Here is a 17,840-nt window from a genome sequence, read left to right on the forward strand (position 1 = left end):
CGCCGGCCACCTCAGCTCCCGTCCCGCCGGCCACCTCAGCTCCCGTCCGTGCGCCGCGCGCCGGTTCCGACACCGGCCGTTTCCCGCCCCGACCGGTCCGTCGGCCCGGTCCCGGCCTGGGCAGCCCTGGCCTGCCGGGCCTCGATGCCGAGTACGTCGTCCGGCGGCGCGTCGGGCACCTCGTCGTCGAAGCGCGCCAGCACCCGGGTACGCAGCGACACCACCGCGGTCACCGCGATGCACAGCCCGAAGGCGACGTAGAGCAGGCCGATACCGCGGCCCGGTCCCACCCCGATCACCGCGCCCACCGTCGGTGCCAGCGCCCCACCGGGTTGGAGCAGCGGCTCCGCCCATCCGGACGCGAGTGGTGCGATCACGCCCCAGCCCAGCGGCAGGGTGGACCAGGCCACCATCTGGTTGAGTGCGAAGACCCGCCCGTGGAACAGTTGCGGCACCTTGGTCTGCACCACCGTGGCGTACACGCCGTTGACGACGCCGAGCGCGAGGTACATGCCGAACGCCCCGGCGGCGATCACCGTCAGGTCGGGCCGCAGGCCGGTGACCACACAGGCCACGCCGAGCAGCACGGTGCCGATCAGGACGGTGCGCATCCGGTGGTGCCGAGGACCGCCCCAGACCAGCATGACCAGTCCACCGGCGGCCCCGCCGAGCCCTCCGACCAGGGCGATCCGGGCCACCTCGGCGAGGTCGGCGAATCCGAGCACCAGCGGGGAGAGCAGGAACAGAGCGGGAAAGAGGAAGAGGTTGAGCAGGGCGAAGAACACCAGCATGGCCCGGAACTCGCGTCGTCGCCACGAGTAGAGCAGCCCGCCGGTGATCTCGTCGCCGATGCTCTCCCGCCGCCGTAGCGCCATCGTGGCGGGGAACCGGATGACGAGCAGCACGACGATCGCCAGCCCGTACAGCACCACGTCGATGACGAGGATTCCGTGCAGGTCGACCGCCTCCAGCAGCGCCACCGCGATCAACGGCACCATGAACTGGGTCAGACCGGACGCGGTCTGGGTCACCCCGTTCGCGTGACCGAGATAGCGTTTCGGCACCAGTTGTGGCACGGCCGAGACGAAGGCCAGCCGTTGGAACGCCAACGCCACCGAGAGCCAGGAGACCAGCAGGTAGAAGTGCCACACCTGGGCCAGTCCGGCGAGGAGCGCGGCGGCGACGACCAGTTTGGCGCCACCGGCGGCGCAACAGGCGAGCAGGATGATCCGGCGTCGGCTGGTCCGGTCGATCAGTGCACCGGCGAGCGGCGCCACGAGCAGCCCCGGCACCAGACCGAGGACGGCGAAGAGGGCGAACCGGGCGAGCGAACCGGTCTCCAGGTAGATCCAGAGTGGCAGCGCGAAGTTGGTCAGCGCGGTGCCGGTCATGGTCACGATCTGACCGACCGCGACCAGCGCGAACCGCCGGATGCTCGGCTCGGGAGTGCGCGCGGTGCCGCCGCCGGCGAACCCCGGGAGCGGCGCACCGGCCCGCGCCTGCCCCGGGGCGGCGTCGTCGGACGCCCCGTCCGTGGTGGACCTGTCCGGCGCGGTACGCCCCGACACCTCCGCCAGCCGCCAGCCCGGATCCGACCCCGCCGGGCCGGGTGCCTCGTCCGCCGCCGCCAGCGTGTGGTCCGACGCCGCCAGCCGGCGGTCGACCGTGGTGACGATCTCGGCCAGCTCCGCTGCCCGGTACTTCAGGAAGTAGTGACCGCCCTCGTCGATCACCGCCAGCGCGGTCCGGTCGGAAAGGAAGTGCCACTCCCGGAACCGCTCCTCGGCGTACTCGGTGCCCCGGTCACGGTCGCCGACCACGCAGACGATCGGCGTACGCAGCGGCGCCACCCGCTGGTGCACCAGGGCGGTGAAGTAGTCCTCGGAGACCCGGGCGTCGTGCCGCATCGCGCGGATCAGGAAGGCGGCCTGCTCCGGGTCGAGCGCACCCAGGTCGGCGCCCTGAGCCTGGAGCCAGGTGCGGTAGATCCGGTCGCTGCGGATCCGCTCGGCCAGCCGCAGCCGCAGCAGCGGTCCGAGCACCCCGCCGACCGGCCGGGCGAACGGGAACACCCCACCCAGGTAGAGGGCGTCCAGGTCACGGCCGGCGGCTTCCAGTAGGCGGGCGATCTCGACCGCGAGCGCACCACCGGGACCACAGTGGCCGTACAGCGCGAGCGGGCCGTCGACCGTCGCCAGGATCTCGTCGGCGACCTCGCGGGCCACCTCCGGGATCGGCCGGGGGTCGTCGGCGAGACCGATGTCGTGCCCGGGTACGGCCACCGCGTAGAGGCGGTGCCCGACGGGAAGCGCGTCGGCCAGGGGCTGGTAGACCACCGCGCTGCCACCGCCGTACGGCACGCAGACCAGTGAACGGACCCGTGCGGCGGTGACCGGCACCGGTGGGGTCAGCTCGTGCAGCAGACCGCTGCCCCGGCCGCCGTCACCGGTGGCGAGTTCGGCCAGCTCGCGTACGGTCCGGTGCTTGAACAGGTCCATCACGGTGACCGGGTGTACCGGTCCGTCGACGGTCTCCGGCAGTTCGCGTCGGAGCCGGGCCACCACCTGCGTGGCGAGCAACGAGTGTCCACCGAGGTCAAAGAAGTCGTCGGTGACGCCGAGCTGGTCGATCCCGAGCACCGCCTGCCAGACCGCCGCGATGACGGTCTCGACCGGGCCGTCGGGCGCTGCCCGCGTACCCGTGGGTCGGTCGTCACCCGGCGCGGGCAGTGCCCGGCGGTCGACCTTGCCATGCTCCTGCAACGGCAGCCGGTCGAGCCAGACATAGCGGCTGGGGATCATGTACTCGGGCAGCCGATCAGCGAGGGCGCGGCGCAGCGCGGCGGGTTCGGTCGCCACCGCGCCGGGACGCCGTTCGAGATAGGCGACCAGCCGGTCGTCGCGGAGCAGCACGGCTGCCTGGACGACGCCGTCCCGCTCCCGTAACGCCGCCTCGACCTCGCCCAACTCCACTCGGTAGCCGCGGAGTTTGACCTGGTGGTCGTGGCGGCCGAGGAAGACCAACTCACCGTCGCCACGCCACCGGCCGAGATCACCGGTGCGGTACAGCCGGTCACCGGGTGCCCCGAACGGGTCGGCGACGAACCGCCCGGCGGTCTGCCCCGGTTGGTTCAGGTAGCCGCGCGCCAGCCGGTCCCCACCGAGGTAGATCTCCCCGACGGTGCCGACCGGCACCGGGCGCAGCCGGTGGTCCAGCAGATGGACCCGGGCGTACGGCAGTGGCGCGCCGATCGGTACCGGTCCCGGCCCGGTCCCGGTCGCCCGGATCCGGTACGTGGTCACGCCGACGGTCGCCTCGGTCGGACCGTAGTGGTTCACCACCCAGGCGTCCCCGTCCGCCAACCCGGCCGCCCAGCCGGGCTCGGCCGCCTCCCCGCCGAGCAGCAGCGCCCGGTGGGGGAGGAGCGCACCCAGCGGGACGTCGGCGGCGAGCGCGGCCAGGTGCGACGGGGTCATCTTCAGGTAGTCGATCCGGTGTCGGCGCAGCTCGTCGGCGAGTTCGGCGCCGGTGCAGCGGCGGGGCACCAGGTGGACCGTGCCGCCGGTCGCCAGGGCCAGGTAGAACACGGTGACGCTGAAGTCGAACGACATCGACTGGAGCAGCGCGTACCGGCCGGCGGGTGCCACCTCCAGGCGGTCGGCGATGCCGTCGAGGTAGCGCAGCACCTGCCGGTGGGCGACGGCCACCCCCTTCGGGGTGCCGGTGGAGCCGGAGGTGTAGATGACGTACGCGAGGTTGTCCGGGGACGCCCCGTGTGGTGGCGCGGTTACCGGTTCGGCCGCTATCTCGTCACGTACCAGGTCCAGGCAGACCAGCGGGGCGTCGGTCAGCGGCGCGAGTAGGGCGCGGAGCGTGGAGTCGGTGAGGACGATCGCCGGCCCGGCGTCGGCGAGCATGCCGGCGAGCCGTGCCGGTGGTTGCTCGGGGTCGAGCGGCACGTACGCGCCACCGGCCCGGAGCACGCCGAGCAGGGTCACCGCGAGTTCGACCGACTGTTCCAGGCAGACGCCGACCAGCGACTCCGGCCCGACGCCCCGCCCGCGCAGGAATCCGGCGATCCGGTTCGCCCTGCGGTCCAGTTCCCGGTACGTGACCGAGTCGCCGCCGCAGACCACGGCCGCCGTCGTGGGGGTGCTGGCCACGTACGGCGTGACCAGGTCGGCGAGATTTCTGGCGCCGGTAGTCACCGCCGCGCCGTCCACCGTTCGCCGGGCCGGTGCCGGAGTGCCGAGGGAGAGCACCCGGTCCCGTTCGGCCGGGTCGAGCAGGTCGAGGTCGACCAGGGGCAGGTCAGGCCGGGTCACCGCCGCGCGCAACAGGTTGCGGTAGTGGTCGGTGAAGCGGATCATCGTCGGCGGGTCGAACAGTTCGGTGTTGTAGAGCACGCTGCCGCGCAACCCGTCATCGGCTTCGGAAAGATAGACGGCCAGGTCGTACCGGGCGCTGGAGATGCCCGTGCCGAAGCTCTCCGCGACCAGCCCGGCCGGCCACCGGTTCGCGCCCCGGGCGTAGTTCTGCAGCGCGAACATCACCTGGAAGACCGGTGCGCGGCTGACGTCGCGGGGCACGTGCAACTCCTGCACCAGCCGTTCGAACGGGACCTCCTGGCGGGCGAGGGCCCTGATCACGGTCCCCCGGGTCCGTCCGAGCAGCGTCGCGAAGCTCGGCTCGGCCGCGCCGCCCGTGCCGGCCGTACCGTCGATGCTGCCGGTGGCAGCCGTGCTGACGGTGCCGCCACCGGCTCCGATTTTTGCGGTGGTGTCGAGGCTCAGGTCGGCCCGGAGCGCGAGCGTGTTGATGAACAGGCCGATCAGGTGCTCCAGTTCGGGCACCACCCGACCGGCGACCGGCGAGCCGACCGCGAAGTCGCGCTGGCCGGACTGGCGGAACAGCAGTGCCTGCAGTCCGGCGAGCAACGTCATGTAGAGCGTCGCACGGTGGCGCCGGCCCAACCGCCGCAGCTCGTCGGTGAGTTCGGCGTCGAGCGTGAAGCGGTGGGTCGCGCCCTCGTGCCCCTGTTCGGCCGGTCGCGGCCGGTCGGTGGGAAGTTCCAGCGGCGGTACGTCCGCCAGCGCGCCGCGCCAGTAGTCGAGCTGGCCGCGTACGGCCGGGCCGTCGACCCGTTCCCGTTGCCAGGCCGCGTAGTCGCCGTACCGGACGGCTGGTGCCGGGGGCTCGGGGCGGCCGTCGAGGTACCCGGCGTACTGGGTGGCCAGTTCGCCCAGGAGCAGGTCGAACGACCAGCCGTCGGTGACGATGTGGTGGGCCGCGAGGTGGAGTACGTGGTCGGTCTCGTCGAGCCGGATGAGCAGCGCCCGCAGCAGCGGCGCGGTGGCGAGGTCGAACGGCTGGCGGGCGGCCTCGGCGACCATTTCCCGTGCGCGCTCGGTGCTGTGCGCCTGGCTGGTGACGAGCGCGACGGTGACCGATCCGACCAGGTCGACGGCGGGCAGGCCGTCGCCGTCCTGGGTGAAGCGCATCCGGAGGCTGTCGTGGCGCGCGGCGACCGCGTCGAGGGCACGGCCGAGTAGTTCGGGATCGAGTGGACCACGCAGTCGCAGGGTTGCCGGGATGACGTACGCGGCGGTGCCGGGGGCGAACTGCTCCATGAACCAGAGCCGTTCCTGGCCGAAGGAGAGCGGGGCGCGTCCGTCGGGCTGGCAGGGAATCGTCGGCGGCCGGGGGGCGGCCGGTCGTGCGGGTAGCTCGACCTCGGTCACGTGGTCTGCCTCAATTCGCCGAGACGGCGGGCCCACCCCGTGCATCGGCCGCATCGTCGGTCTGTCGGTCGGTCAGCTCACTGTTCCGTCGCTCAGTGTTAGCGTGGCGTTCCGATTCGCAGTGTGCCCGTTGCGCTCGCCGGCGGGGATCGGCCGAACGGGGCAGCGGATTGGAGCCGAATCACGGATACCCTCCACATAGGACCTCTAGCCCCAGGAAACCGCTTTCCCCCTCGTTGTAAGGAAGGGCCCCTTCTTATCGTTTTCGGTAGTACAAGGGCCCCTTGTTAACACGCCGGGGGCGTTGCCGGCATCGCGATCGGGACCGAGAATCGCTGGTTACCGAGACGTCCTGGGAGGGTGCATGGCACGGGTGGTGATGCCGGACGGGACCACCGCGCGACGCTGGGCGCACGCCGAGTTTCGTGGCGACCGGGCGGTGACCGCCCCGCTGACCTGGGGACAGCGGGCGATGTGGTGGACCCTGGACGACTTCCGGTCGCGAAACAGTTGGCTCAACCTGTGCCGAACGGTTGCCGTACCGGGGCGTTGCCCGGCCGACGTGCCAGCGGTCGCCAACGCGATCGGCGCCCTGGTCAGCCGGCACGAGTCGCTGCGGACCCGGGTCCGCCCGGTCGGGGACGAACTGCGTCAGGTGGCGGCCGACGCGGGACGGTTACCCCTGCTCGTGATCGAGGCGGCCTGCGGCGGTACGGAGGACGGTCTCCCGGACGACGACGGCGCGGGGCTCGCCCGGAGGACGGGGGAGCGACTCGGCGACGCACCGTTCGACCACGCCGAGGAGTGGCCCCTGCGGGTGGCGCTGGTGCTCGTCGCCGGCCGGGTACGACGGATCGTCCTCGTCTTCAGTCACGCCACAGTGGACTTTCATTCCACCGAGACCGTGCTGCGGGATCTGCGGCTGCTACTCGTACGCGGAACCGTGGCCGACCCGCCGGGCCTGCAGACGATCGACGTCGCCCAGCGGGAGGCCCAGGCGCAGCGACGTCGCTCCGCTCGGGCGATCGCCTACTGGACCAGGGAGTTCCCGTGCCTGCCCGCAGGTGGATTCGCTCGCGGTGGCCCGGCGCATCCGCCCCGCTACCGGCGGCTGACGCTGGTCTCCGAGGCGGTCGAACTGGCCACCCGCATGATCGCGGCGCGGCACCGGGTGAGCACCTCCACCGTCCTGCTCGCGGCCACCGCCGCGCTGACCGCCGACTCCGACTCGGCCGCGCTGACCGCCGACTCCGACTCCGGCGCCCGCACCTGTTCCGGCACCCGCACCGAGACCGGTTCCGGCGACGCGGAGGTCCGGCGCGGACCGGACCGTTGCGGCCTGGTCAGCATGGCGAACAACCGGTTCCAGCCCGGATACGGCGACGCGATCGCGAAGCTCAACCAGCTCGGACTCATCGTCGTTGACCTCGCCGACCGGCCCAGCTTCGCCCAGCTGCTGCCCCGGGTCGGGCAGGCCGCGATGGAGGGGTACCGGCACGCCTACTACGACCCGCCGGCCATCCGGCGGGCCTTCGCCGACCTCGGGTTCGACTACCTCACGATGCTCGGTCCGTACTGCCTCGTCAACGACATCCGGCTGCCTCGGGATCCGGTCGGCGGTGGGCCGGACCTGGATCGGTGGGCACTGGAGGACGCCCGGACGCGCAGCACGATGGTCTGGTCCGAACCAACCACCAGGTTCGTCTGGCGCTGCCGGCTGCAACTGGTGGACGCACCCGGTGCGGTGGGGCTGGTCCTCACCCTGGACACCTGTTTCCTGCCGCCGGACCGGGCCGTGGCACTGCTGCGCGATCTTGAGGATCTGCTGGTACGGGCGGCGTTCCAGGACGTACCGTGGCCGTGGCGGCCACCGGGCGAGGCGCGTACCCGTTGAGCCCTACAGCCCCAGATCGCTCAGTCCCGGGTGATCATCGGGGCGGCGACCGAGCGGCCAGTGGTACTTCCGTTCGGACTCCTTGATCGGTACGTCGTTGATGCTGGCCAGCCGGACTCGCATCAGCCCCTCGTCGTCGAACTCCCAGTTCTCGTTGCCGTACGAGCGGAACCAGTTCCCGGAGTCGTCCCGCGACTCGTACGCGAAGCGGACGGCGATGTGGTTGCCGTCGTACGCCCACAGCTCCTTGATCAGGCGGTACTCGATTTCCTTCGCCCACTTCCGGGTGAGGAACGCGACGATCTCCTCACGTCCCTGGAGAAACTCGGCCCGGTTACGCCAACGGGAGTCCGGCGTGTATGCCTGCGCCACCCGCTGCGGATCGCGGGAGTTCCACCCGTCTTCGGCCATGCGGATCTTCTGGATCGCGGTCTCGCGGGTGAACGGTGGAACCGGTGCGGGCATCTCGGCCTCCTGGCGGGGTGTCGGCGACGGGGCGGCGATGGGTGGGCGACGGGGCGGCTTGGGCCGACGACGGGCGGCGACGGGCCGGCGATGGGCCGGCGATGGGCGGGCGGTGGATGGACGACGAGCGGTAACCAGAAGGAGGTTGATCAATTCCTTGGGTGCGCCGAATATAACCCGCCGCAGCCGCTCCCACGGACCGCTCGATCGATCGGCGACTGTGGTCCGGGCCTGTCTTCCCGGGTCGTCGCGCCTGTTCACAGCCCTGGTGACTGGTCCGGCGTCGGCGCCGGATAGGTTGATCCGGTGCATGATCATTTCGGCTCGGAAGCCGGCCCGACCGGCGGAACCGTGGCGGTGACGATCCGCTCCCTCGGGCCGACGGTCTACTTGCCGAGCGCCATCTACAGCCTCGGGCAGGGAGCGGTCGCTCCGGTGGTCGTGCTCTCCGGGACCGCCCTCGGCGCCTCGGCCGGCACCGCCAGTGTGCTGGTCGGCCTCATCGGGGTCGGGCAGATCGTCGGAGCCGTACCAGCGGGCGCCCTGATCGCCCGGATCGGCGAGCGGCCCGCGATGGTCTGGTCCAGCGCGCTCGTGGTGCCCGCGCTGCTCGGCTGTGTCTTCGCCACCTCGGTCTGGATGCTCGGCTTCGCGGTGGGCGCGGTCGGGCTGGTCGGCGCGGTCTGGGGCGTGGCCCGCCAGACGTACGTCACCGAGGTGGTGCCGTACGCGTTGCGTGCCCGCGCCCTCTCCACCCTCGGTGGGGCGAGCCGGATCGGGGCGTTTGTCGGCCCGTTCGTCGGGGCGGCGGCGATGACCGTGCTCGGCACCGACGGCGGCTACTGGGTCCACGCGGTCGCCGCCGCCGTGGCGGCGACGGTACTGGTGCTCCTGCCCGGCCTGCCGGTCGACCGGACGGCGGGTACGGGAACCATGCCGGCCAGGGTCGGCACGCTCGCGGTGATCCGGGACAACCTCGCCGTGCTACGGACCCTCGGCCTCGGTGTCCTGCTGGTCGGGGCGCTGCGCGCAGCACGGCAGACGGTCGTCCCGCTCTGGGGCGCGCACCTCGACCTCCACCCCGCCACGCTCAGCCTCATCTTCGGTCTCTCCGGCGCGGTCGACATGCTGCTCTTCTACCCGTCCGGCAAGGTGATGGACCGGTGGGGCCGGCGGGTGGTCGCTGTTCCGTCGATGTTCCTGCTCGGGCTGGCGCACGCCTTGCTGCCGCTGGCCACGACGGTGGTCGGGCTGGCCGGGGTGGCGATGCTGATGGGGCTGGGCAACGGCATGAGCAGCGGGCTCGTGATGACTCTGGGGGCGGACGTCTCACCGGTGTCGGGGCGGGCGCAGTTCCTCGGTGCCTGGCGCCTCTGCGCCGACCTCGGCACGGGTGCCGGCCCGCTGCTGATCGCCGCCGTCCTGACCGTCGGACCGTTGGCCGCCGCCGTGCTCACCATGGCCGGGGTGGGCGCGGCGGCGGTCGCCGTCCTGTACCGCTGGATTCCGGACCGGTAGCACCGGGGCGGAGGGGCCAGCGCAGGAGTGCGACGATCCGGGCCTACCGGCCGTTTCCGATCCGAACCCGATCCACACCAGCAGCGGGCCGCCGCTGTCGCCCTGACACGGCCCTCGATCGACCATGAGCCGTTTGATTCCGAGTCCGTCGGTCTCCGCGGCGTGCGTCCGGTTGCCTCCTGCGGGCATGCTGGGCGGACGTACAACGGGGGAGGCGTGTGGCGTGACGAGTCACGGGGTGGCCGGACGGGCCCGATTAGCAGGGGCCGCGCTGCTGGTCGCGGCGGTGGGACTGGTCGGATGTGGCGGGCGGGAGGAGCCCGCCCCGGACCGGGAGACCCGGGTCGACCAGGCGTTCCAGCGGTACGCGGACGGCGTACGGGAGAAGGAGGGGGTGTCGGCGGCGCCGACCCAGCACCTGCTCGCCGGAAGCGACCAACTCGCCAACGGCACCAGGATCAGCCTCTGGGTGACCGACCCGGTGGCGAGTGGGCACCTCAGAGCCCGCTGCTACTACCTCGACCTTGAGGACCACGGCGGCTGGGTCAGTGGGTTCGGCGGCTGCGGCGGTACCGACGACCAGGTCACGGTCAACCGCAACAGCGAGATCGTCTTCGGTACGGTGGGCACCTGGCCGGCCACACTGGTCCGGATCAGCCGGGGTGGGCCACCGACCGAGGTGACCGTGACCGGCGGTTGGTTCCTCGTCCCGCACGCGTTGAGCGGGCCGACTGCCGCCAGTTACGCGATCGTGCTGATCGGCGCCGACGGTGCGACGATCGGCACCGTACGCGACCTGACGCCGCCGGCCAGCGTCACACCCGTGACCTGAGCGATCCGCACTCGGACGGGATGCCGGCCGACCGGGTCCTGTGACAGGATGCCGTCCGTGCGAGCGGTGGTTTTCGAGGAGTACGGCAGCCGGCCCGAGATCCGTACGGTGCCGGATCCGCGCACGCCGGTCGACGGGGTGGTGGTCCGGGTCGAGGCGACCGGCCTGTGCCGCAGTGACTGGCACGGCTGGCAGGGGCACGACCCGGACGTCCGGTTGCCGCACGTGCCCGGTCACGAGTTCGCCGGCGTCGTCGCCGAGGTCGGCCCGCAGGTGACCGACGTACGGGTCGGCGACCGGGTGACCGCACCCTTTGTCTACGGCTGCGGCCGGTGCGCCGAATGCCGCACCGGACAGCAGCAGATCTGCGCCCACCAGACCCAGCCCGGGTTCACCCAGTGGGGGTCGTTCGCGCAGTACGTGGTTGTCGACCACGCGGCGGTGAACCTGGTGGCCCTGCCCGACCAGGTCGGCTATCCGGTGGCGGCGGCGCTCGGCTGCCGGTTCGCCACCGCCTTCCGGGCCGTGGTCAGCCAGGGACGGGTGGCGGCCGGCGAGTGGGTGGCGGTCTACGGCTGCGGTGGGGTCGGTCTCTCCGCTGTGATGATCGCCGCCGCGAGCGGGGCCCGGGTGGTGGCGGTCGACGTGTCCGAGTCGGCGCTCGCCCTGGCCCGTGAGTGCGGCGCGGCGGCTACCGTGAACGTCGCCAACCTGACCGGTCCGGCCCGGGTGGCCGAGGCGGTACGGGGCCTCACCGGTGGCGGCGCACACCTTTCGGTGGACGCGCTGGGCAGCCACGACACCTGCGTGGCCGGCATCCGGAGTCTGCGTCGACAGGGCCGGCACGTCCAGGTCGGCCTTCTGCCGGCGGTGCTCGGTGCGCCGGCGCTCCCGATGGACCTGGTGATCGCCGGCGAACTGGAAGTACGCGGCAGTCACGGCATGGCGGCGCACGCGTACCCGGCGCTGCTCGGTCTGATCACCGGCGGGGTGCTGGACCCCGGTCGCCTGGTGACCCGGACACTGACCCTGGACGAGGCGCCGGAGGCGCTGGCGACCATGGACCGGCCCGGCACCGCCGGCATCACCCTCGTCGTGCCGTGAACCGTCCGGACCGACCCGCTCACGGCGAGGTAACGCGACCGTGGCGCGTCGAGACCCGGCCCTGGGACGACCCGGCAGGTCGGGACCTGCGGGCCCGCCAGCGCGCCGAACTGGACGCCCGCTACGGCACCGACGAACACGAGCCCGGAACACCCCCGTCCGAGTCCGACATCGCGGTCTTCGTCGTCGCCCTCGTCGTCGCCACCACCCGGCCGCTCGGCTGTGGGGCGCTGCGCGAACTGTCCCGGCACTCGGCGGAGATCAAGCGGATGTACGTCGTTCCGGACGCGCGTGGAACCGGGGTGGCGACGGCCCTGCTCCGGGCGTTGGAGTCGGCCGCGACGGACCGGGGCTGGAGCACCCTCCGGTTGGAGACGGGCACCGCCCAGCCGGACGCCCAGCGCTTCTATCAGCGCGAGGGTTACCACCCGATCGAGGCGTTCGGCAGCTACGTGGGCTCGGAGCTGTCGCTCTGCTACGAACGCCGGCTGCGCGCTGACCGCCCTGACCTGGGCGGGAGCGGGGCGAGCCGGGCGAAGTAGTCTGCGATCATGGCGGACTGGGAGCTTCGACCCGCTTCGGCGGCCGACGTCGAGGTGCTGGCCGAGTTGCGGGCCGTGGTGCTCCGGCCGGATCTGGAGCGGCTCGGGCGGTACGACGAGCGGCACGGATTCGTTCCTGAGACCGAGGGCCCGGTTGACGTGTTCATGGTGCGCAGGCCGACTTCTGCTCGTTAGTGGACCCATGGCAGGTCCGAAGTGGACTGACCGGGAACCGGGTACGGGCAAGCGAAATCGTTTACCGGATGGCAATCTCGGTGTCGCACGGCCACAACAGCGGGACCGTGTTCTCTTCCTAGATCGACACCGTCCGGATCCACTTCGCGCCCGGCCTTCGACCGGGCGCGGCCTCATCGAAGGGTCGTACAGGTGCGTCACACCGTTGCGCTATTCCGGCCGCGACACGCGTCCCGGCTCGTCCTGCTCACCGCCGTACTCGCCGCCGCGGCAGCGCTCGTCGTCGCCTCCGTCGGGGCGCCGACGGAGGCGACCGGCCGGCACCGGCCGTTCCCGATCGACCTGGAGCGCGCCAGCATCCCGCAACTGCGGCAGGCACTCGACGCCCGGCGGGTCACGTCCGAGGAACTGGTGGAGGCGTACCTGGAGCGGATCCGGGCGCTCAACAGCAACGGCCCGGGGTTGAACGCGGTCCGGGTGTTGACCCGGGACTCCGTCGAGCAGGCCCGCCAGGCCGACGCCGACCGTCGCAAGGGCCGTGCCCGTGGCCCGATGCACGGCATTCCGGTCCTGGTCAAGGACAACATCGACGTCAGAGGTTTGCCCACCACCGCCGGTGCGCTCGCCCTCGCCGAATCGTACCCGGGCAAGGACGCCTTCCTCGTCACCCGGCTGCGCGCGGCCGGCGCGATCATCCTCGGCAAGACCAACCTGACCGAGTTCGCCAACTTCACCACCAACGGGATGCCGTCGGGTTACAGCGGACTCGGCGGGCAGGTGCTCAACCCGTACGACGTGAGCCAGACCCCGAGCGGCTCCAGCTCCGGCTCGGGATCGGCCGCCGCCGCCGCGCTCGCCTCGGTCACCATCGGCACCGAGACCTCCGGGTCGATCCTCAGCCCGTCGGCGGCGAACTCGCTGGTCGGGGTGAAGCCGACGGTCGGCCTGGTGAGCCGGACCGGCGTGGTCCCGATCGCCGCCAGCCAGGACACCGCCGGGCCGATGACCCGTTCGGTGTACGACGCCGCCGCGCTGCTCACCGCGCTCACCGGGATCGACCCGGAGGATCCGATCACCGCCACCAGCAGTGGTGTGGTCGGCACCGACTACACCCGGGCGCTGTCCACCACTGCCCTCGCGGGCAAGCGGATCGGGGTCGCCAGCACCCCGACCGGCAACCAGGGGGTCGTCTTCAACGAGGCGCTCGACGTGCTCCGGGCGCGGGGCGCCACCGTCGTACCGGTCACCGTCAGCACCGGCGGGCTGCCGCCGGGCATCCTGGACTACGAGTTCAAGCGGGACCTGAACGCCTACCTGGCCCGGTTGCCGCGCAGCGCGCCGATGGACACCCTGGACGATGTGGTCCGGTACAACCTGGCACACGCGGCCGAGGGGACCATCAAGTTCGGCCAGACCCAACTTGTCACCTCGAACGAGATCGACCTGACCGACCCGGTGGCGAAGGCGGCGTACGAGACCAACCGGGACACCGGCATCGCCGCCGCGCGGGACCGGATCGACTCGGTGCTGCGGGCGCAGACCCTGGACGCGATCGTCTTCGTCGGCAGCGGCTCGGCGGGGATCGGCGCCCGCGCCCAGTACCCGTCGGTCGCGGTGCCGATCGGCTACGACCCGGCGAACGGCCGTCCGGTCGGCATGTCCTTCCTCGGCACCGCCTACACCGAGGCGTCCCTGCTCTCCCTCGCGTACGACTACGAGCAGGCGTCGCGGAAGTGGCAGCCGCCGTCGCAGGTGAACCAGTCACTGTTCCGGTGCAGTTCGCTGGAGCGCCGTGACGCGAGTTGCGCCCCCTGACGGCGTCACCGGTTCGGCTGAGCCGTGGCCAGGACCGACACGAGCCCGCTCCCTCGGTATGACCGAGGGGGCGGGCTCGTCGCGTCAGGTGCTCAGGTGAGCGACCAGGCGGTTCAGGAGTTCCCACGACTGCTTGTCGTCGGCGTTACCGCTGTGCGGGCGGCGGAAGCGGTCGACGTCGACCGCGAGGTCCGTGATGTCCCAACGGATGCGGTACAACTCAAGCATCCGGGGTAGTGCTGTCACGCCCGTCGCCTCGGCGTAGGCCCGCAGGATCGAGCCGTCACCGGGGTCGAGATTCCACAGGTCGCGTTCCGGCGGCGCGAGCAGGGCGGTTTCCCAGTCGATCAGTCGCCAGCCCTCGGCGGTCAGCATGCTGTTGCCCGAATGTGGCTCCCCGTGGGTCAGCACGGCCCGTGACGGCTGCGCCCGCGCGGCGACGACCAGGTCGTCGTAGTGCCCGAGGAGCCGGCGCAGCGGCGATGCGTGCGCGGCGACCAACGTCGCGCTGGGCCGGGCGTACGGGCCACAGTCCTCGACGTCGTCGCCGGAGCGAAGTCCCGCCTCCAGTTCGTCCCGGTGCGGTACGGCGAAGTCGTCGGCCATGGCGTGTCCGCGGACCGCCTCCGGGGCCGCGTGCACCGCGACGACGAGATCCAGCAGGGCCGCCCGGTGTCCCGGTGCCGAGTAGTCGCCCCACGCGAAGCTCTCTCCGTCCACATGGGGATAGAGCGCCAAACTGAACCGCTCGGACAACCGGGTCAGCGACTCGTTGTCACTGGTGGATACGGGAGCCACCACGATCGACGTACCCTGCTGGCGGAGCGCGCGGGCGGCATCGAGCGCGGCGCGTAGCCGCCCGAACGCCCCGTCCAGCGATTCGGTTCGGGAGTGTCGTTTGATCTCCAGCTCGTCCAGGGAGAGGAACCATCGCCCGCCCCCGGTGTCGACGACCTCCCAGTGGTGGCTTCCCCAACCGACCGGCCGGTACGTCAACGAGGCGACGGTCAGCCCCCAGGCCCGGTGCAGCGCCGCCACGAGCACATCCTCGGAGATGTCGCCGGGAGGGGTGAGCATTCGGCCACCCTACCGCCGGGCCGGGTTCAGGACGGCCCGCTGCCGAGGTAGGCCAGCTCGACCAGGCGGAACGAGTGCGGGGTCGGACCGTCGGCGGCGAGGACGTGGCGCCCACCCGGGGCGAGGTAGTGCACCCCGTCCCGGTCCGGGTCGGTGAGGCCGACGACGACCACGGGAAGGTTGCCGGCCCGCCACTCGTGGCGGGCGCCCGGCGCCACCTCCACGCCCCAGACGCGTACGTCGTCGTCGGCGAAGACCAGCTCCGGGTCGAGGCCGTCGGTGGTGGGCTCGGCGGGCGGGAGAGTGGGATCGGGTACGCCGGACGCCTCCTCGCCGAGGTCGAGCAGCTCGACGATCCGGTTGCGGTAGTGCGCGTCCCCGTGGTTGGTGAGCATGTGCACCGGGGAGACCGGCCGGTACACCACGCCGCCGACCCGCTCGGAGAGGAACCGGGGCGGGCTGCCGTCGAGCCAGTCCATCCGGCACGGCGAGGTTTCCAGGCAGAGCACCACGTACGGGTTGTGGTGCAGGTGCCAGGGCTGGGACTCGCCCGGGGCGAGTGCGACGTCCCAGACGCGTACCCGGGGGTTGACCAACAGCACCCGCTGGCCGATCTCGCCGAGGGTGACCGGGCTTCCGTCCGGGGTCTGGACGACAGTTCCTGCGCTCACGTCGACTTCCTCACCTGTCGGGACAACCGGCGCCCATCATGGCCCAGCCCCCGTGCGGAGATCCACTCAGGTATCCCGTGCGTCGGCCCGACAACGGGTCGCATGGACTGAAGTCGGTGCGAGCGTGAGCATTTCCGATAGGTGATTGAAATTGCTCGATAATTCGAGTAACTCGAATTATCGGATGGCGATCGGCGCGTCATCCACGGTCACCCGACAGATCAGGTCGCTCTTTACCCGTCGAGTGAAGGGTCGTCATCCATCATGCGTCACACCAACGGCGGTGTCGGCCGTCGGCGAGCCGTCGCCGCGGTCACCGCCGGCATCGTCGCGTTCACCTCGTTCGTACCCGGTGGTGCGCTGGCCGCGCCGGACCCGGCGGCACCGGCGGACGCCAACGCCCAGGTGGCCTGGAACCTGCTCTACTCGGAGAACTTCGCCAACCCGGCGCCCCGGAACAACCACTTCTGGCACTACCGGCGCAAGGTGCTGATGGACTCCTTCTCCCAGCACCCGGACGGGTCGGCACCGGCACCGGCGGCCGGGTCTGCAACTCCAACACCAACCAGTACTACAACTACCGCGACGGCAACGTCAACACGGTGAACATGTGGATCAGCGGGCTGCCGAACTGGAACCCGTGGAACACCCGCGACTTCGATCTCCAGGTCAGTACGAACGGCACCGCCTGGAGCACGGTGGCGACCGTACGCGGCAACACCGCGAACGTCACCACACACACGTTCACCCCGGTCACCGCCCGGTACGTCCGGTTGAACGTGCTCACCCCGACCAACGACAGCGACACCGCCGCCCGGATCTTCGAACTGGAGGTCTACCCCAACTGATGTAAGGAAGGGCCCCTTGTTATCGCTTTCTGTATAACAAGGGGCCCCTCCACACACTCAGGCCGTGGCGGCGCCGCCGAGGCGGTCACGCAGCCAGTCGAACTGGCGGCGCTGTTGGAAGGCGGCACCGCCCTCGTGCCCGTTGTACGGCCAGACGGCGATCTCCTTCGCCGTACCGGCATAGTGGTTGTACGCGGCGAAGACCGTCGACGGTGGGCAGATCGCGTCCATCAACGCGACTGAGAAGAGCGCCGGGGCGCTGGCCCGGCTGGCGAGGTTGACCCCGTCGAAGTAACCGAGGGTGTCGAAAACCTGCTCCACGCTCTCCCGGTGCGTCTTCAGATAGGTGACCAGTTCGGCGTACGGCTGCTCGTTCGTGATCTCGGTCGCCCGCCGGTGGTGGCAGAGGAACGGTACGTCCGGCATCACCCCAGCCAGCCCGTCGACCAGCCCGGAAACGGCGATCGCGATGCCCCCGCCCTGGCTGATGCCGGCGACCACCACCCGGTCCGGGTCGACCGCCGGGTGTGACCGGGCCGCGTCGACCGCCCGGACCCCGTCGGTGAACACCCGTCGGTAGTAGTAGTGCTGCGGATCGGTGATGCCCCGGGTCATGAAGCCCGGGGTCTGCGGCAGGCCGGCCGGGTCCGGGTCCGGGGTGGCGCCCACCATCGAACCGTTGCTGCCCTGCCCCCGGGTGTCCATCACCAGGTGGGCGTAGCCGGCGGAGCTCCAGGTCAGCCATTCGTGCGGCAGGCCGCGCCCGCGACCGTACCCGAGAAACTCCACCACGCACGGGAGTGGGCCGGCGGCGTCGCGCGGCAGCAGGAACCACCCGCGTACGGGCTGCCCGGCGAAACCGGGAAAGGTGACGTCGTAGACCCGTACGGTGGCCAGGCCGGCGTCGACCGGCTCGAACCGCGCGGTGCCGCCGGCGGCCCGGGCCTGCGCCAGCGTCCCGGCCCAGAAGTCGTCGAAGTCGTCCGGCTCGGTACGGGTCGGCAGATAGTCGCGAAGTTGGTCCAACGGCCAGTCGACGAACATGAGGGGGTCCCTTCCGTGGGGGCGGCGGTTCGCCACATGATCTACCACCGCCCTCCGGTCGTTCGTCCCCGCCGGCCCGGTCCCGACCCCCGGG

General features: G+C 71.6%; 14 protein-coding genes. 9 read left to right on the forward strand and 5 right to left on the reverse strand.

What is annotated here, in order from left to right; genetic code table 11:
* Positions 1 to 35: 35 nt before the first annotated feature.
* Entirely contained in the window at positions 36 to 5,741 is a 5,706-nt protein-coding gene (locus tag ACIBF5_RS11910; protein WP_396810698.1) for an amino acid adenylation domain-containing protein, read from the reverse strand.
* Between the two features lie 364 nt (positions 5,742 to 6,105).
* Between ACIBF5_RS11910 and ACIBF5_RS11915 the strand changes: the two genes are divergently transcribed.
* Entirely contained in the window at positions 6,106 to 7,635 is a 1,530-nt protein-coding gene (locus ACIBF5_RS11915) for a condensation domain-containing protein (RefSeq protein ID WP_396810700.1), read from the forward strand.
* Positions 7,636 to 7,638: 3 nt separating this feature from the next.
* Here the strand turns inward: ACIBF5_RS11915 and ACIBF5_RS11920 are convergent, their stop codons facing one another.
* Positions 7,639 to 8,100, reverse strand: coding sequence for a DUF1348 family protein (locus tag ACIBF5_RS11920; RefSeq protein WP_396810702.1), 462 nt, complete (start codon positions 8,098 to 8,100; stop codon positions 7,639 to 7,641).
* Between the two features lie 306 nt (positions 8,101 to 8,406).
* Here ACIBF5_RS11920 and ACIBF5_RS11925 point away from each other — a divergent pair, with 306 nt between their 5' ends.
* The 6 genes from ACIBF5_RS11925 to ACIBF5_RS11950 all read left to right on the forward strand — a co-directional run bounded on the left by ACIBF5_RS11925 (position 8,407) and on the right by ACIBF5_RS11950 (position 14,106).
* Positions 8,407 to 9,618: an MFS transporter gene (locus tag ACIBF5_RS11925; protein ID WP_396810704.1), complete on the forward strand. Its 1,212-nt coding sequence runs from the start codon at positions 8,407 to 8,409 to the stop codon at positions 9,616 to 9,618.
* Positions 9,619 to 9,841: 223 nt separating this feature from the next.
* Positions 9,842 to 10,450: a hypothetical protein gene (locus ACIBF5_RS11930; RefSeq protein WP_396810706.1), complete on the forward strand. Its 609-nt coding sequence runs from the start codon at positions 9,842 to 9,844 to the stop codon at positions 10,448 to 10,450.
* Between the two features lie 48 nt (positions 10,451 to 10,498).
* The gene (locus tag ACIBF5_RS11935) at positions 10,499 to 11,554 is read left to right on the forward strand and encodes a zinc-dependent alcohol dehydrogenase family protein (RefSeq protein ID WP_396810708.1); all 1,056 of its coding nucleotides are present in this window, start codon (positions 10,499 to 10,501) and stop codon (positions 11,552 to 11,554) included.
* Positions 11,551 to 12,096, forward strand: a complete 546-nt coding sequence (locus ACIBF5_RS11940; RefSeq protein ID WP_396810710.1) for a GNAT family N-acetyltransferase — start codon at positions 11,551 to 11,553, stop codon at positions 12,094 to 12,096. The genes ACIBF5_RS11935 and ACIBF5_RS11940 overlap by 4 nt, the downstream gene beginning before the upstream one ends.
* Positions 12,097 to 12,105: 9 nt before the next feature.
* Entirely contained in the window at positions 12,106 to 12,291 is a 186-nt protein-coding gene (locus tag ACIBF5_RS11945) for a hypothetical protein (RefSeq protein ID WP_396810712.1), read from the forward strand.
* Between the two features lie 192 nt (positions 12,292 to 12,483).
* Entirely contained in the window at positions 12,484 to 14,106 is a 1,623-nt protein-coding gene (locus ACIBF5_RS11950) for an amidase family protein (RefSeq protein WP_396810714.1), read from the forward strand.
* A gap of 84 nt (positions 14,107 to 14,190) precedes the next feature.
* Here the strand turns inward: ACIBF5_RS11950 and ACIBF5_RS11955 are convergent, their stop codons facing one another.
* Positions 14,191 to 15,183: a phosphotransferase family protein gene (locus tag ACIBF5_RS11955; RefSeq protein WP_396810716.1), complete on the reverse strand. Its 993-nt coding sequence runs from the start codon at positions 15,181 to 15,183 to the stop codon at positions 14,191 to 14,193.
* Between the two features lie 26 nt (positions 15,184 to 15,209).
* On the reverse strand, positions 15,210 to 15,854 hold the full coding sequence (locus ACIBF5_RS11960; RefSeq protein WP_396810717.1) for a hypothetical protein: 645 nt from the start codon (positions 15,852 to 15,854) through the stop codon (positions 15,210 to 15,212).
* A gap of 264 nt (positions 15,855 to 16,118) precedes the next feature.
* On the opposite strand from ACIBF5_RS11960, the gene ACIBF5_RS11965 reads away from it, so the two are divergent.
* Positions 16,119 to 16,460 (forward strand): hypothetical protein, encoded by a 342-nt coding sequence (locus tag ACIBF5_RS11965; RefSeq protein WP_396810719.1) that lies wholly within the window; start codon positions 16,119 to 16,121, stop codon positions 16,458 to 16,460.
* 2 nt (positions 16,461 to 16,462) lie between these two features.
* Positions 16,463 to 16,702, forward strand: coding sequence for a discoidin domain-containing protein (locus tag ACIBF5_RS11970; protein WP_396810854.1), 240 nt, complete (start codon positions 16,463 to 16,465; stop codon positions 16,700 to 16,702).
* A 57-nt stretch (positions 16,703 to 16,759) separates the two neighbouring features.
* On the opposite strand, the gene ACIBF5_RS11975 is transcribed toward ACIBF5_RS11970, so the two are convergent.
* Complete coding sequence (locus ACIBF5_RS11975; protein WP_396810721.1) at positions 16,760 to 17,746, reverse strand: acetylxylan esterase; 987 nt, start codon at positions 17,744 to 17,746, stop codon at positions 16,760 to 16,762.
* Positions 17,747 to 17,840 lie beyond the last annotated feature (94 nt).

The organism is Micromonospora sp. NPDC050417 (genome assembly GCF_044458865.1).
In the GTDB taxonomy this organism is placed as follows: domain Bacteria; phylum Actinomycetota; class Actinomycetes; order Mycobacteriales; family Micromonosporaceae; genus Micromonospora_G.

What these genes read in the sequence shown, in the direction of transcription:
- ACIBF5_RS11920 (WP_396810702.1), bottom strand. Translation starts at nt 8,100, where the DNA reads ATGCCCGCACCGGTTCCACCGTTCACCCGCGAGACCGCGATCCAGAAG.
- ACIBF5_RS11915 (WP_396810700.1), top strand. Translation starts at nt 6,106, where the DNA reads ATGGCACGGGTGGTGATGCCGGACGGGACCACCGCGCGACGCTGGGCG.
- ACIBF5_RS11955 (WP_396810716.1), bottom strand. Translation starts at nt 15,183, where the DNA reads ATGCTCACCCCTCCCGGCGACATCTCCGAGGATGTGCTCGTGGCGGCG.
- ACIBF5_RS11970 (WP_396810854.1), top strand. Translation starts at nt 16,463, where the DNA reads ATGTGGATCAGCGGGCTGCCGAACTGGAACCCGTGGAACACCCGCGAC.
- ACIBF5_RS11975 (WP_396810721.1), bottom strand. Translation starts at nt 17,746, where the DNA reads ATGTTCGTCGACTGGCCGTTGGACCAACTTCGCGACTATCTGCCGACC.
- ACIBF5_RS11935 (WP_396810708.1), top strand. Translation starts at nt 10,499, where the DNA reads ATGCCGTCCGTGCGAGCGGTGGTTTTCGAGGAGTACGGCAGCCGGCCC.
- ACIBF5_RS11945 (WP_396810712.1), top strand. Translation starts at nt 12,106, where the DNA reads ATGGCGGACTGGGAGCTTCGACCCGCTTCGGCGGCCGACGTCGAGGTG.
- ACIBF5_RS11965 (WP_396810719.1), top strand. Translation starts at nt 16,119, where the DNA reads ATGCGTCACACCAACGGCGGTGTCGGCCGTCGGCGAGCCGTCGCCGCG.